This is a genomic window from Geomicrobium sp. JCM 19055 (assembly GCF_000698185.1).
Classification (GTDB): Bacteria; Bacillota; Bacilli; order Bacillales; family Marinococcaceae; genus Geomicrobium_A; species Geomicrobium_A sediminis.
In genome coordinates, this window is record NZ_BAXL01000001.1 from 97,948 (window position 1) to 111,618 (window position 13,671).

Here is a 13,671-nt window from a genome sequence, read left to right on the forward strand (position 1 = left end):
ATTATTCACTACCAATCGCCTCCAGCCATTCAATAATTGTTTCAAGGTCAGTTTTTGCAGGCATTTGTTCTATTTTTAGTACAGGGTCTTTTGATTGAGATTCTTTAGCAACGACATCGGCTGCATAGCAGTAGCTGTCTCCCCACTGAGTGTCTCCGGTGCCAAAAGCTGCTACATTGTACTCGGTTAAGTCGTACGTTTCGAGTAGCTCTTCAATCAGTTCAGGAGGTTGATGGGAATCATCAGTGTACGTGCCAATGAGTACTTTATCATACTGCTCAAGCTGCATTTGTGTACGCGCTTTAGGTTCATTTAAAAAGGTGCGAAGCGATTGTACGTTGACAATCGCTTCTCGTTGTTTAAGAAGTTCAGCTACAAGGTCCGCAAGACGTTTCGTATTGCCACTTAACGATTCATGTAGCACTAAAACATGCTTCATTAACTCGCGCACCATTCACATTCTTGAATGTTAATCTTACTGCTTCGTACGTAGTACGTCGTTTTAAGTCCTGCTTTCCAAGCAGAAATGTGTAGGTCAAGTAACGTCTTTGCCTTAATTGAAGCTGGTACGTAAAGGTTAAACGATTGAGATTGATCTACGTGCTTTTGACGAGCAGCGTTATGAGCAATGCTTGCAAATTGATCTTGTTGGAAGGCTGTTTTCTCATAGTATTTATAGTTTTCACCTGTAATATCAGGTGCAGTTACTGTAATTCGATAATTTTTCTTCTCTTCCACGTAGCTTGGACCAAATGTTGGGTCAATACCTGCAGTACTACCCGCAATCGTAGCCGTGGAACTGTTCGGTGCTACAGCCATTAAATAGCCGTTACGAATTCCTGTTTCTTGTACTTGCTTTGCAAGTTTTTGCCAACGCTCATAGTGGGAGTAGGCTTTGTCTTCGTCAACTTCAGTGTAGCCATGACGTTCAAAGTATTTCCCGTCGCTCCACTCAGATCCTTCATAGGCAGGGTAACTTCCTTTTTCTTCTGCGAGTTGTGCACTTGCTTGAATCGTACGATAAGCAATTTCCTCATACAATTCATCGGCCAATTGCACGGCTTTAGGATCATCCCATGAAAGTTCCTTTTGAACGAGTAGGTGATGCCAACCGAACGTTCCTAACCCAATTGCACGGTATTTCTTGTTCGTAATCTGTGCTTGGAGTACAGGCAGGTTGTTAATATCGATTACATTATCAAGCATACGCACTTGAATCGGGATCAAGCGTGATAACACATCAGAACGTACGGCACGTCCTAAGTTAATTGAAGAAAGGTTACAGACGACAAAGTCACCTGGCTTTTTGCGAACGACGATCTCTCCGTCGGCTTCAATTTGTTCAATAACAACCGTTTCTGACATGTTCTGCATAATCTCTGTACAAAGGTTTGAGCTATAAACAATACCTTCATGTTTGTTCGCATTCATACGGTTTACTTCATCACGATAGAACATATATGGCGTTCCAGTCTCAAGCTGGGATTGCATGATGCGCTTCATGACATCAATGGCTTTGACTTTTTTTGCGACTCGTAAGCTCTGTTGATTGTACACACATCTCATAACGATCGCGGAACGTCCCTTTACCAGGCTCTTCATCGTAACTATCTTCAAGTGACCAACCAAATACTCGGCGTACTTCGTGTGGATCGAATAAATACCAGTCACCACGTGACTCAACAGCTTCCATGAAAATATCAGGTAAGTTAACCCCTGTGAAAATGTCATGTGCACGTTTACGCTCATCACCGTTATTTAGTCTAAGGTCGAGGAATTCAAAGATATCTGCATGCCACACATCTAAATAGACGGCAACAGCTCCTGCACGTGTTCCAAGTTGGTCGACACTAACTGCTGTGTTGTTAATTTGACGGATCCATGGCACGACACCAGAAGAAGTATTTTTGTAGCCACGAATATCAGAGTTTGCAGCACGTACTTTTCCGATGTAAACCCCAACACCGCCACCGTACTTACTTACGTTTGCAATGTCTGTATTCGAATCATAAATGCCTTGAAGGCTATCATCAATCGTATCAATAAAGCAGCTTGATAGTTGGCCTGCTTTCTTTCCAGCGTTCGCGAGTGTTGGTGTTGCAACGGTCATGTAGAGGTTGGAGAGCGCCCAATAAGCTTCTTTTACGAGCGATAAACGCTTGGAGCGGTCTTCTTGAGACATAAGAGTCATTGCAATTGTCAACCAGCGTTCTTGTGGTAACTCATAGACTTCCTTACCGTCATAGCCTTTCGCTAAGTAACGATCACTTAATGTTCTTAGTCCAGCATAAGTAAGTAAGTAGTCGCGATCAGGCTCGATAAACTTGGCAGCTTCTTCAATTTCATCTTGTGTGTAATCGCGTAAAATCGTTACATCATAAATGCCGAGTTGACCAAGACGCTTTTGGAGGCCGTAGAAACTTCCGTATCGTTGTTTTGCATCATAACTACGGTTATATGCTGCTTTTTTTGTAGAGGTCACGAAGGAAGATCTTCGATGCAACATATGTCCATTCAGGCACAGCGATGTCATTGTTCTCAGCGGCAGTTAAAAGCAAGAGTTGGGTAATGTCCGCTGCTGCATATTCTTCTTTTGCTTCGATGGTTTTTACGATTTTCTCTTTATATTGATCAACGTATTTAGTAATACGAATGTCGGTTGTTACTTCATCAATAAACGCAAACAAGCGCTCTTTGTCAAAAGGCATCTTACGAGCGCCATCATGCTTCATTATGATCGTCATGTATTGCCACTTCCAATCCTCTTTGTTAACTCTATCTTAGCATTATTTACCCTGAAAATCTACGCCTAAACCACAACTTGTTGTGCCGAAAATAAAAGCAAACCACTATAAGTTGTGGTTTGTCATATTTGTGTATAATGTTCGAATTTGAAACAATAACCGTGTTGACATTGGAAGTATCTAGTTCTTCCTATCAACCATTGATTCCGTTTCACAATGTAACCATTTAGTTATAGATGGTCATTATTGTCGAATAACGAGATTTAAAAATCGACTCCGTTCGTAATTATAATGGATGTTTCGGTTCATTGTAAGAGGAGAAATTATGAAAAAAACCGACACAAATTAGAAAAGCGATGAAACCACATGTTTCATCGCAAAAAAATTATTCTACATCATACGTTTCCATTAATTCATTTAACAATTGATCAAATTCCATTAATTTTTCGTCAGCAAGATCATAGTACTCGTCTCGTTCATCAAAAAGCTCATCCGCACTTTCTCCGTTTTCAAGAACGATTCGATACGCTTCTTCTTCGGCAAGCACAGCTTCTTGGTTGTAGTTTGTTTCTTCAATAAGCAGTTCATTTAATTCTTCGATGTCAGCCTCTTCAAAAGAAAGCGACGTTAAATGATCGTACATCTCATCGTATTGAGGGATTAAATCTGCTTGAATAATCTCAAGAACTCGTTCATCGTCACCTTGTGAACCAGCGTCTTCATAATCATCATAAATATAGCTAAGTTCATCATACATATCTAGAAACTCATCATAAGGACCATTTAAGTAATCTAGAAGTTCTTCTTGGGCGGAATCTTGACCACATGCGGTCAGGAGTCCAATTGTAAGTATTCCCGGTATAAGTGAAGCCTTCGATACGTTCATACAGCCGCCGCCTCTCTCTCCTTCACTGAAATTTAATAATACAAAGAAAAGGAGAGGTTTACAAGTAAGCTGTACTCGATTTCTAGGTTAGAAATCACGAATAATCAGGAATAAAGTGGTAAGGAACATAGTTCTTCAATCCGTTTTTCAATTTATATGCAGGAACGATCGTGATTTTTGACGAAGGGAGTGTCCCTACAAAGATCACAACATATAGAGAGACTGGAGAGTGTAATCAATGACAAACCATTCGAGATTTCTTAAAGAAGCGATAAACGTTGCTTGTGAAAACTTAGAAAGCGGTGGCGGACCGTTCGGTGCCATTGTCGTAAAAGACGGGAGCATTGTCGGTCGAGGCGGAAATGTCGTAACGAAAGACAATGATCCGACGGCTCATGCTGAAGTAACCGCCATTCGCGATGCGTGTAAAAACTTAGGGACTTTCCAGCTAGACGGTTGTATCATCTATTCAAGCTGTGAACCGTGTCCAATGTGTTTAGGGGCGATCTATTGGGCACGCCCCACACATGTGTACTATGCAATGAACAAAGACGATGCTGCTAAGATCGGTTTTGACGATGCGTTCATTTATGATGAAATTGCTAAAGTTGAAAATGAACGGCTGATCCCGTTCGTTCGACTCGATTTAGATGATGAGCGGCCGTTTGAACAATGGAAAAGTAAAATTGATAAAGTCGAATACTAAACAAACGCGGGGGATTCAATTCCTCCGCGTTTTTCGATGTCTTTAGACAAAGTTAGAGACGGGGATTTCCGAAGAAAGGGCGAATGTTACTGTAGAGCAATTGCAGAGCAAAGTCAGATTGGATACACTCATTAATAGGAAAGGGGAGGCCGAAATGAGTGAACAAGGCATTCCAGTATTTGTTACAATGGAGACGAACGTAGAACAAGCGGGCGAAAAGAAAGAGATCTCAGTTAGTGGCTCTGGACAACTCGTCAAAAAGAGTCAAAGCACGTTTGTGACGTGGAACGAACAACTTGAGGACATTGGTGAAGTTAAGACAGTGCTTAAGATTCAGCCGGACAGTCTAACAGTGCTTCGGCAAGGAGCCGTATCAATGCGCCAAGAATATACACCAGGTAAAGAAACCGAGGGGTCTTATAAAACCGCGTATGCAACTTTTCAAACGTTAGCAAAAACGGAAGACCTCCAAATTAAATGGTTTAAAAAGGATGCATTGCTCGGTCAATTGGCCTTTACGTATGATTTAGAGTTGCAAGGACAATTGGCGGGGCATTATGATGTAAAGATAAAAATCAAGGAGGAGCAACAGTAAACAATGAACATCTTGGACCAAGCGAAGGAACAAATGAAAGAAGCCATTCAAGCAGCCGTGGTTTCTTCAGGGCTTGCAAGCAGTGAACAAGTACCTGACATCATATTAGAAACGCCAAAAGACAAAAACCATGGGGATTTTGCGACGAATGTAGCCATGCAATTAACGAAAATTGCGAAGCGAAACCCCCGCGAGATTGCACAAGCGATTTTGGATCATTTAGATCATGATAAAGCCTATGTAAAGCAAGCGGATATTGCAGGACCTGGTTTTATCAACTTGTTCCTTGATTTACGCTTTCTCCGCGATGTGTTACCTGCTGTTCTTACAGAGAATCAGGAGTACGGAAGGTCGAATGCAGGAAAAGGAACGTCTGTGTTGCTCGAATTTGTTTCAGCAAATCCGACAGGTACGCTTCACCTTGGCCATGCTCGTGGAGCAGCGGTTGGAGATGCGCTTAGTAACATTTTAGATATGGCAGGATATCAGGTTGAGCGAGAATACTACATTAACGATGCAGGCAACCAAATTGATAACCTAGCGAAGTCTGTAGAGGTTCGGTACCTACAAGCACAAGGTCAAGAAGCTGAAATTCCTGAAGACGGTTACCAAGGTGCGGACATTGTCGAAATCGGAAACCGTATTTCTGAACAATACGGATCAGAATTTGTCGAGATGGATGAAACTGAACGTCTACGGAAATTTAGAGAGCTCGGCCTACAAGAACTTTTAGAAAAGCTAAAACAAGATTTAGCCGATTTTAGAGTTCGCTTTGATACGTGGTTCTCTGAGACGTCACTCTATACGTCGGGCAAAGTCGTTGAGACACTTGAAACACTTCGTGAGAACGGAGAAGCTTTCGACCAAGACGGCGCAACTTGGTTTAAGTCATCGGCTTATGGTGATGATAAAGACCGTGTACTCGTCAAACAAGATGGAACGTATACGTATCTACTTCCAGACATCGCTTACCATAAAGATAAGCTAGATCGTGGATTTGATCATCTCGTTGACTTGTTTGGTGCAGATCATCACGGATACATTCCTCGTATGCAAGCAGCCGTACAAGCTCTTGGCTACCCGAAAGACAAGCTCTCTTTCCAAATTGGTCAAAACGTGAACTTAATGCGTAGCGGTGAGCGTGTAAAGATGAGTAAGCGTACGGGTAACGCAGTAACAATGCGAGAGCTATGGGAAGAAGTTGGACTTGATGCGACTCGCTATTTCTTCGCGATGCGTAGCGTTGATACACATTTAGACTTTGATATGGATCTTGCAGAGCAACAGTCTAATGAAAACCCCGTGTACTACGTCCAATATGCACATGCCCGTGTGAGTAGCTTGTTTAAACAAGCGGAAGAAAAAGGCATTACCTACGATGAACAATCTCTTAATTTAGAGCTGATTGATTCAGACAAAGCTTATGAGCTTCTTAAAAAGATCGGGGAGTTCCCAAGCGTAATTGCAGGTGCGGCAGATCAATACGCACAGCACCGAATTCCGAACTATTTACACGAACTCGCCTCCACGTTCCATAGTTACTACAATGCAGAACGAATTGTAGATGAGTCGAACAAAGAATTAACGAACGTGCGATTGGCACTCGTTAAAGCAGCCCAGACTGTTTTACGAAACGGACTTACATTAATTGGTGTACACGCACCAGAGAAAATGTAAATAAAAAGAAGCCTTGGCGTTAAGCTGATTAATTTGCTTAGCGCCAAGGCTTTTTTTGTATAGATTGGCATTACTAAGCTAATCAAATTGCGGGCATCGTAAGTGTAAGAGGTGGAAGAAATGAAACGAATAAAAACGGAAGATGGCACATGGTTGCACTATTTTACTCTTGGAGAAGGCGTACCTATTTATTTTTTTCATCCACCTGCACTCGGAGCAGCGGTGTTCAGAGAGCAAAAACCATTAGCCAATGGACACAAGCTTGTAGCGCTTAATGCACGGGGACATGGATTAAGTGAGGTCGGTAAAGTCCCACTTACGATTAAAAGATGGGCAGCGGATGCGTATGACGTTACTACCGTTGAAAAAGACCACTCAGTTGTCTTGTGTGGGTATTCTTACGGTGGATTGCCAGCACTAGAGTTTGCACTATCCTACCCAAACCGAACAAAAGCAATTATTTTAATCGGTGGTTTCCCAGTCGTTGATACGTTGTTATTAGAGAGAGAATTCCAGCTTGGTGTTTTTGCGGCTAGTCACCATTGGCAGTCTTTAATGGCATACGTGCTGTCCCATTCTCATACGAAACATCATACAACGCGTAAAAAAATCCAAGCGACCGTTAGAAGTGTACGATCTGATGTGTTACGAACGTGGTATTCAGCTGGTAAACAAACGGACTTTACTAGGCGCTTGCACCAATTGGAAGTCCCACTGTTACTCATTTATGGCGTTCATGATCGCTACGTCCAAGGGTACCAAATTAACTTTTATGAGCAGGTTACAAAGGGGGAAGTTCACACCGCTTACATTGATGGTGTAGGCCACCAAGTACCGACAAGACGTTCAAATGAACTGAACCATGTCATTCAACGATTTACAGAGCGTTTGTGAGTAGAAGCATAAGGACGTATGTATGATTTATGTTTAATAAATCATACATGTGGTTGATGAACCATAGATTGGGTTAGTGAAGGGTTAATTTATGTAGGGCGATGCAACAGCGAGTCAACGTCATAAGTAGGGGACACGGTCTATTTGTCTAAATACATGATTGACCATGGAAAGTATGTGATTCATCGTACGCGATTCGTGACGGATCAATGTGAACATAAACAAATTGTCATAGAAGATCAGCAATTCCTCGTAAGTGCGGCAGAGTATGAAGGATTAATCGCGTTAGGCTACAATCTTTGTATACATTGTCATTGAGCAAATCTAAATAGATTCGAGAAAAAAAGCTAACGACAATCTGACAACGTTAGCTTTTTCGTTTCGCCCTCACTTTTTTTACTATTCTAATTACTATAATATAGAAGAAAAGGAGTGTGAACGAATGATCACGTTAGAAAACGTTAGTTTCAAACGAGATAAAGTCATTTTAGATTCGATTAACTGGCATGTAGAACGGGGAGAACATTGGGCAATTCTCGGAATGAATGGGGCTGGAAAAACAGCGTTATTGAACATTATATGTGGATATCAATTTCCTTCGAGTGGTGATGTTTATTTATTCGGAAAGCAGTTCGGTCAGTACCCTTGGCAAGAGCTCCGAAAAAGAATCGGGCTCGTCAGCTTTTCGTTTTCAGAAAAGATGCATGATCAACTCCAAAATTACGGCATTGAAGTCGTATTAAGCGGGCTACATGCAAGCATTGGCTTACATACATATCCAAGCGAACGTCAAATGCACAAAGCTAAAAAAATCTTAAGTGATTTAGGGATCGGTTACCTTGAACGGCAGCCGTATGAGCAAATGTCACAAGGAGAGAAACAGCGCGTTTTAATCGGACGAGCGCTCATGGCAGAACCAGAAATACTCATGCTCGATGAACCTTGCAATGGACTGGATTTCTTTTCAAAAGCGCAGCTGCTTGAGAACGTAAAGAAATTAGCAGAAGAGCAAAAAAACAACAATTCTCTACATTACACATCAAGTTGACGAGATCCTCCCCGCATTCAAATCGACCCTTTTATTGCGAGAGGGGAGGGTGTTTAGAGCAGGGAAAACAGAACAACTGCTAACATCTGAACAGCTCTCTGAGTTTTGTCGTCATCCGGTAACTATTCAAAAAGAGAACGAGCAATATCAATTAAAAATTGAAGAATACACCAAATGAAACCAAAAAGAATTCTGAATTAAATATTTAACAAATATAAAAGAATCCTTTATGGTTCCAAATGAGGGTGAGGAGCAATTTATGAGCAATGAGCTTAAGGGAAAAACGGTCATTGTAACAGGTGGGAGCAGTGGTCTTGGCTTAGAAACTGCGCGTACACTTGCAAAAGAGCAACAAGCAAACGTAATCATTGCCGTTCGAAATGTCGACAAAGGGAAAAAAAGTAGTTAAACAGCTCCAAGAGAATAAACGTATCAACTCGATCGAAGTTATGCATCTAAACCTTGCAAGCCTCAAAAGCGTAAAAGAGTTTGCTGATGCATTTCAAAAAAAGTACGAGTCACTAAGTCTTCTAATCAATAACGCCGGTGTGATGATGCCACCTCATAAGTTAACCGAAGATCGGTTTGAACTGCAATTTGGTGTGAATCATCTAGGGCATTTTGCGCTGACTGGGCATTTGTTGCCAATGCTAAAAACGAGCCCACATGCAAGGGTCGTAACGGTTAGTAGTCTTGCAGCACACAAAAAAACGATGTTCTTTGAGGATCTTCAAGGAGTGAAGCATTATCGCCCCTTTCAATATTATCGCCAGAGTAAGTATGCTAATTTACTATTTGCACTCCGCTTACAGAAGTTATTTGAAGATAACAATTGGGCCGTTAAGAGTGTTGCTTGCCACCCCGGGATTACGAAGTCAAATTTATTGTCACGGGGAGAGGAGCGTTCAGCCAAAGGGCTTATCTATTTGATGCAAGAGCGTTTTGCACAATCAACGCAAAGGGGAGCAAAATCAATTTTGTTTGCAGCATTACATCCGTCGATTCATGGTGGAGAATATGTCGGTCCTCACTCAAAACGACGACGAATTGGGGATCCGTTTATTGATTCGATTGGAGACGAGTTATATGACGAGGCAAGTGCATTACGTTTGTTTGAGGTTTCTGAGCATTTGACGGGTGTGTTTTATCCAAAATCGAAATCTAACGCTTAGCATAAGAGCTAAGCGTTAGGAAGTTTAGTCGTTTAAAAATTGTCGTACCGCTTCGACCTGAATGGCAGCACCAATAGCTAGCGCAGCTTCATCAACATCAAAACGATTCGTATGCCCGCCATGAACAATTCCACGAGCATCATTACGAACACCTAGACGATAGAAGGCACCCGGTACTTCTGCTGCGAAAAAGGCAAAGTCTTCAACGCCTAAACTCGGTTTCTCGATCGGTTGTAGATGATCGTTTCCGAGTAGTGTAGTGACCGATTTTTTTGATGTGATCAATCATCGTGTCATCGTTAATAAGCGCACGATAACCGGTTCATGATTAATCGTTGCACTTGCTCCAAATCCTTTTGCAACGTGCTCAACGGTCTCTTTAATCCGAGAGACGACATAGTCACGTGTTTCTGGAAGTAGCGTTCGTAACGTCCCTTCAAACGTAACCGAGTCCGCGATCACATTTCGGGCGTTTCCTCCTTGAATCATTCCAAATGATAGTACAGCGCTATCACGAGCATCAACATTGCGGCTTACGATCGTTTGAAGAGCAGTAATGACATAACTTGCAATGACGATCGCATCAACACTTGAAGAAGGGTAAGCTGCATGTGAACTATTACCGTGAATGGTGATATAAAAAGCATCGGAGGCGGCGTTCATTTGTCCGTAGCGCACACCGACGTTACCGACTGGAATCTCTGGTGCTACGTGCAAACCAAAGATGCCTTCTACGTTTTCGAGTGCTCCTTCTTTAATCATCGGTAATGCCCCACCTACGGTTTCTTCTGCTGGTTGGAATAACAGTTTAATCGTACCATTTAAATGGTTGCGCTCATCTTGTAATAACTTTGCTGCCCCAAGCTGGACGGTCATATGTGCATCATGTCCGCACGCATGCATGACCCCATCGTTTTTTGATCGATAAGGAACATCATTTTGTTCGTGTATCGGTAAGGCATCCATGTCTGCGCGAAGAGCAACGACAGGATGTTCCTTTGCTCCTTGAATGGTTGCAACAACTCCTGTATTAAAAATTCCTTTTTCATATGGAATAGAAAGTTCATCTAAGTAATGGCAAATGCGGTCCATCGTTCGAAACTCTTGTGTACTTAATTCAGGATGTTCATGAAAATCCCGTCGAATCGCAGTGAGCCAAGGAAGTAATTCGTTTGCTCGTTTTAACGTCATGAAGGAAGCACCACCTGTTCTAAAACATAAATGTGTTGAGCTGTTGCATCGATCCTTACTCGAGCTCCGAGTGGGAGCGTCAATTGAAGTCGGCTATGGCCAGCTTGTAAATTAGAAAGCATCGGTTTCTTATACGGTGTAAGAATACGTGTAAGGACGTCATCGACGGTATCTCCATCTTTGTAGTCTTCAGACTCACAATCTTCCCACGTCCCGATTAGAAAGCCGCTCACATCGTGCAGCTTCCCTGATAAATGCAATTGCGTTAACATTCGGTCAATCGCATACGGTTCTTCACCAACGTCTTCAAGAAATAAGATCTTTCCTCGTAAATCCAATTCATATGGCGTCCCTATTAGGCTCGTTAAAACCGATAAGTTTCCACCTACTAATTCACCTTCTGCAGTCCCAGGCATCATCGTTGTTAATGGTATATTCTCTGGATTCATAATCCTACCAGGATACGTTTCGGCTTGAAGTGAAGCTAGGAGATGATCAATGGATGATTGTGGTGCCTTAAGTAGATCAGATGTTGCCATTGGTGAATGGAAGGTGATCATTTTCGCTTTTTGCCAAAGGGCGATATGCAAAGCAGTTACATCGCTATATCCTAAGAACGGTTTGTGATGCCTAGCAATTAAATCAAAGTCTAAATAGGGAAGGAGCGATGCACTTCCGTATCCACCACGTAATGAAAGGATTGCATCAACATCAGGATCGACGAATAGTGTGTGCAACTCTTCAACTCGCTCTTCAATTGACCCAGCTAAATAGCCAGGGTATTCACGGAAAGGACGAGCTGTCGTCACGTTAAACCCTAAGTTTTGCAAAAGCGCAGTTGCTTTGTCGAAACTTTCTTGCTTCGTTGGACCTGACGGACTAATCAATCCGATCGTGCTTCCAGATAAAACGGAGAATGGTTTGCGTTTTTTTCTTCATAAAAACACACCTTTATTGTAAGAGTTGAAAAGATCCATAGAGTAAAAATCGGACATGCAGGGAATGGTAACTATGAAATGAAACCATAGGAGGTTACTGCGGATGTCAAATCACGAACAATTAAAAGATCACGTGATCGAAGTGCTAAAAGAAAATCGAATTGGCGTACTTTCTACGATGAAGGATGACCGTCCATACGCTCGTTATATGACCTTTTATCATGATGGGTTAATGCTCTATACACCGACAGGCAGACATACGCATAAAGTCGAGGACATCGAAGAAAATGCCCATGTTCATATTTTACTCGGTTATGATGAAAAAAAACGACAGCTTTGTTGAAATTGAAGCGACCGCAACGATTGTAACGGACGCCACAGAAAAACAAAAAGCATGGTCAGAAAAAGTAGCAGAAAAGTACTCAGGTCCTGAAGATGAGGAATTTGTGGTTCTTGCTTTAAAACCGAGTGTGATCCGTTATAAGAATGACGAGGAGTTTGACACCCCCCAAGAACTCCGCCTGTAATAATTAAAATAAAAGATGCTGTCATGTGGCAGCATCTTTTTATTTAGAGAAATTCAGAAATCATAACGGCAATCTTAGTTTTAATCTTGTTTAATACACTACGGTTTTGACGTCTTCAAGGGTTAGAGGGGTAGCCCCTGCAATATCTTTTCGAAGTGTCGTTGCGATCGTTTGTACAAAGGGTCCACCAGGAACAACAAGATCAAGCTCATCGTTTAAATGAAAGCTACGTTTATCAAAATTTGCAGAACCAATTTGGGCTTCTTTTCCATCAATGACAATCGCTTTTCCGTGATAAAACCCGTCTGTGTAACGATAGAATTTGCAACCTGCTTCCATTAGAGAAGGCAAGTAAGCATAGGCTGCTGATTTCACGAATGGGTGGTCCTCAATATCTGGAATGAGTATTTTAATGGAAATACCCTTACGTGCTTTGCTCATAAGCGTATGGTGCAAGACTTTGCTTGGGATAAAATAAGGGGTAACAATGGTAATGGAATGGTCAGCACGATTAAGCCATTCATTTAATTTGTCGATAACCCCTTTGCCTTCCGAATAAAATAGCTGGAAGACCTCCTTCCTACTTTGTCACTTGGAGTCGTTGTGAGGTTTGGTTTAGGAGCTCTCGCCCCTTCCCAGTCGTCTAAAAATCGTTGTTGAATGTCATCTAAAATGGTTCCTTCGATGCGAATGTGTAAATCGCGCCAAAACCCATATTTCGGGTCTTTACCGATGTATTCATCCCCTACATTAAAACCGCCTATATAAGCTGCTCGTTGGTCAATCACCGCAATTTTGCGGTGGTATCGTCGATTCGCATTATAGAACCAATGTGGAAATTTAGGTGAATGTGTGTAGGCGAAAACAACACCAGACTGTTCGACTCTTGTCTTCACTTGCTTTGTAATTGAACTCCCTAATCGATCAACGAGAATGAGGACTTGCACACCGTCTCTTGCTTTGCGTTCACAAAGTGCGAGCAGTTGTTCACCGATCCGACCTTCCTTCCAAATAAAAAAACGATAAATGAACATGGTCGTGAGCGGTTTCAATATCTCGGAATAATGTATTAAAAAAAACTTGTCCATCATCAATCAATTCGGCTTTTCCGTTACGTTTCGGCGTGATTACGGCATTTGTAGCTTGTGCTTGATGTTTGGAGCGACCGCCACGAAAATCGAGGACGACCAAGATGACGAATAAGATGAGGAGGAAAAGAATAGAAAAGAAAATCGTTAAAGCCATATCAGTCACTCCTTTTACTGTTACTTTGCCCGAAGTGAGTGGAATCAT

At 42.0% G+C, this 13,671-nt stretch carries 17 protein-coding genes and 2 pseudogenes; 11 read left to right on the plus strand and 8 right to left on the minus strand.

Features of this window, described 5'->3' with window-relative positions:
* Nucleotide 1: 1 nt before the first annotated feature.
* The 3 genes and pseudogenes from JCM19055_RS00530 to JCM19055_RS00540 all read right to left on the minus strand — a co-directional run bounded on the left by JCM19055_RS00530 (nt 2) and on the right by JCM19055_RS00540 (nt 3,630).
* Nucleotides 2–439 (minus strand): flavodoxin domain-containing protein, encoded by a 438-nt coding sequence (locus JCM19055_RS00530; protein WP_042358104.1) that lies wholly within the window; start codon nt 437–439, stop codon nt 2–4.
* Nucleotides 439–2,744 (minus strand): annotated as a pseudogene (locus JCM19055_RS00535) (ribonucleoside-diphosphate reductase subunit alpha). Before JCM19055_RS00535 ends, JCM19055_RS00530 begins: the two are co-directional and overlap by 1 nt.
* A 385-nt stretch (nt 2,745–3,129) precedes the next feature.
* Nucleotides 3,130–3,630 (minus strand): hypothetical protein, encoded by a 501-nt coding sequence (locus JCM19055_RS00540; RefSeq protein ID WP_042358105.1) that lies wholly within the window; start codon nt 3,628–3,630, stop codon nt 3,130–3,132.
* A gap of 238 nt (nt 3,631–3,868) precedes the next feature.
* On the opposite strand from JCM19055_RS00540, the gene JCM19055_RS00545 reads away from it, so the two are divergent.
* From JCM19055_RS00545 to JCM19055_RS00570, 9 genes are all read left to right on the plus strand, one after another.
* Entirely contained in the window at nt 3,869–4,336 is a 468-nt protein-coding gene (locus JCM19055_RS00545; protein ID WP_042358106.1) for a nucleoside deaminase, read from the plus strand.
* A 154-nt stretch (nt 4,337–4,490) separates the two neighbouring features.
* Nucleotides 4,491–4,931, plus strand: a complete 441-nt coding sequence (locus tag JCM19055_RS00550; protein ID WP_042358107.1) for a DUF1934 domain-containing protein — start codon at nt 4,491–4,493, stop codon at nt 4,929–4,931.
* Nucleotides 4,932–4,934: 3 nt separating this feature from the next.
* Nucleotides 4,935–6,608, plus strand: a complete 1,674-nt coding sequence (gene argS, locus JCM19055_RS00555) for an arginine--tRNA ligase (protein ID WP_042358108.1) — start codon at nt 4,935–4,937, stop codon at nt 6,606–6,608.
* Between the two features lie 120 nt (nt 6,609–6,728).
* Nucleotides 6,729–7,502, plus strand: a complete 774-nt coding sequence (locus JCM19055_RS00560; protein WP_042358109.1) for an alpha/beta fold hydrolase — start codon at nt 6,729–6,731, stop codon at nt 7,500–7,502.
* Nucleotides 7,503–7,646: 144 nt separating this feature from the next.
* Nucleotides 7,647–7,820: a hypothetical protein gene (locus tag JCM19055_RS26865; protein ID WP_193745246.1), complete on the plus strand. Its 174-nt coding sequence runs from the start codon at nt 7,647–7,649 to the stop codon at nt 7,818–7,820.
* Between the two features lie 124 nt (nt 7,821–7,944).
* Complete coding sequence (locus JCM19055_RS00565) at nt 7,945–8,550, plus strand: ABC transporter ATP-binding protein (RefSeq protein WP_052365723.1); 606 nt, start codon at nt 7,945–7,947, stop codon at nt 8,548–8,550.
* 49 nt (nt 8,551–8,599) lie between these two features.
* A complete protein-coding gene (locus tag JCM19055_RS27870; RefSeq protein WP_265181609.1) occupies nt 8,600–8,728 on the plus strand; it encodes a hypothetical protein in 129 nt (42 codons plus the stop codon).
* An 81-nt stretch (nt 8,729–8,809) separates the two neighbouring features.
* Nucleotides 8,810–8,959: an SDR family NAD(P)-dependent oxidoreductase gene (locus tag JCM19055_RS24975; RefSeq protein ID WP_193745247.1), complete on the plus strand. Its 150-nt coding sequence runs from the start codon at nt 8,810–8,812 to the stop codon at nt 8,957–8,959.
* The gene (locus JCM19055_RS00570) at nt 8,931–9,722 is read left to right on the plus strand and encodes an SDR family NAD(P)-dependent oxidoreductase (RefSeq protein WP_052365724.1); all 792 of its coding nucleotides are present in this window, start codon (nt 8,931–8,933) and stop codon (nt 9,720–9,722) included. Before JCM19055_RS24975 ends, JCM19055_RS00570 begins: the two co-directional genes overlap by 29 nt.
* A gap of 24 nt (nt 9,723–9,746) precedes the next feature.
* Here the strand turns inward: JCM19055_RS00570 and JCM19055_RS00575 are convergent.
* Together JCM19055_RS00575 and JCM19055_RS00580 are read right to left on the minus strand one after the other, a co-directional pair.
* Nucleotides 9,747–10,913, minus strand: a pseudogene (locus JCM19055_RS00575) (M20 family metallopeptidase).
* On the minus strand, nt 10,910–11,800 hold the full coding sequence (locus tag JCM19055_RS00580) for an LD-carboxypeptidase (RefSeq protein WP_052365725.1): 891 nt from the start codon (nt 11,798–11,800) through the stop codon (nt 10,910–10,912). Before JCM19055_RS00580 ends, JCM19055_RS00575 begins: the two are co-directional and overlap by 4 nt.
* A gap of 154 nt (nt 11,801–11,954) precedes the next feature.
* On the opposite strand from JCM19055_RS00580, the gene JCM19055_RS22185 reads away from it, so the two are divergent.
* Together JCM19055_RS22185 and JCM19055_RS22190 are read left to right on the plus strand one after the other, a co-directional pair.
* The gene (locus tag JCM19055_RS22185; RefSeq protein WP_052365726.1) at nt 11,955–12,194 is read left to right on the plus strand and encodes a pyridoxamine 5'-phosphate oxidase family protein; all 240 of its coding nucleotides are present in this window, start codon (nt 11,955–11,957) and stop codon (nt 12,192–12,194) included.
* A complete protein-coding gene (locus JCM19055_RS22190) occupies nt 12,169–12,378 on the plus strand; it encodes a hypothetical protein (protein WP_052365727.1) in 210 nt (69 codons plus the stop codon). Before JCM19055_RS22185 ends, JCM19055_RS22190 begins: the two co-directional genes overlap by 26 nt.
* 90 nt (nt 12,379–12,468) lie before the next feature.
* On the opposite strand, the gene JCM19055_RS22195 is transcribed toward JCM19055_RS22190, so the two are convergent.
* Genes JCM19055_RS22195 through JCM19055_RS26870 form a run of 3 tightly spaced genes read right to left on the minus strand, consistent with a single transcriptional unit; the run spans nt 12,469 to nt 13,623 of the window.
* Nucleotides 12,469–12,915, minus strand: coding sequence for a phosphatidylserine/phosphatidylglycerophosphate/cardiolipin synthase family protein (locus JCM19055_RS22195; protein WP_081833333.1), 447 nt, complete (start codon nt 12,913–12,915; stop codon nt 12,469–12,471).
* Nucleotides 12,903–13,412, minus strand: coding sequence for a phospholipase D-like domain-containing protein (locus JCM19055_RS22200; RefSeq protein WP_052365729.1), 510 nt, complete (start codon nt 13,410–13,412; stop codon nt 12,903–12,905). The genes JCM19055_RS22195 and JCM19055_RS22200 overlap by 13 nt, the downstream gene beginning before the upstream one ends.
* Nucleotides 13,366–13,623, minus strand: coding sequence for a hypothetical protein (locus tag JCM19055_RS26870; protein ID WP_052365730.1), 258 nt, complete (start codon nt 13,621–13,623; stop codon nt 13,366–13,368). The genes JCM19055_RS22200 and JCM19055_RS26870 overlap by 47 nt, the downstream gene beginning before the upstream one ends.
* Between the last annotated feature and the right edge of the window lie 48 nt (nt 13,624–13,671).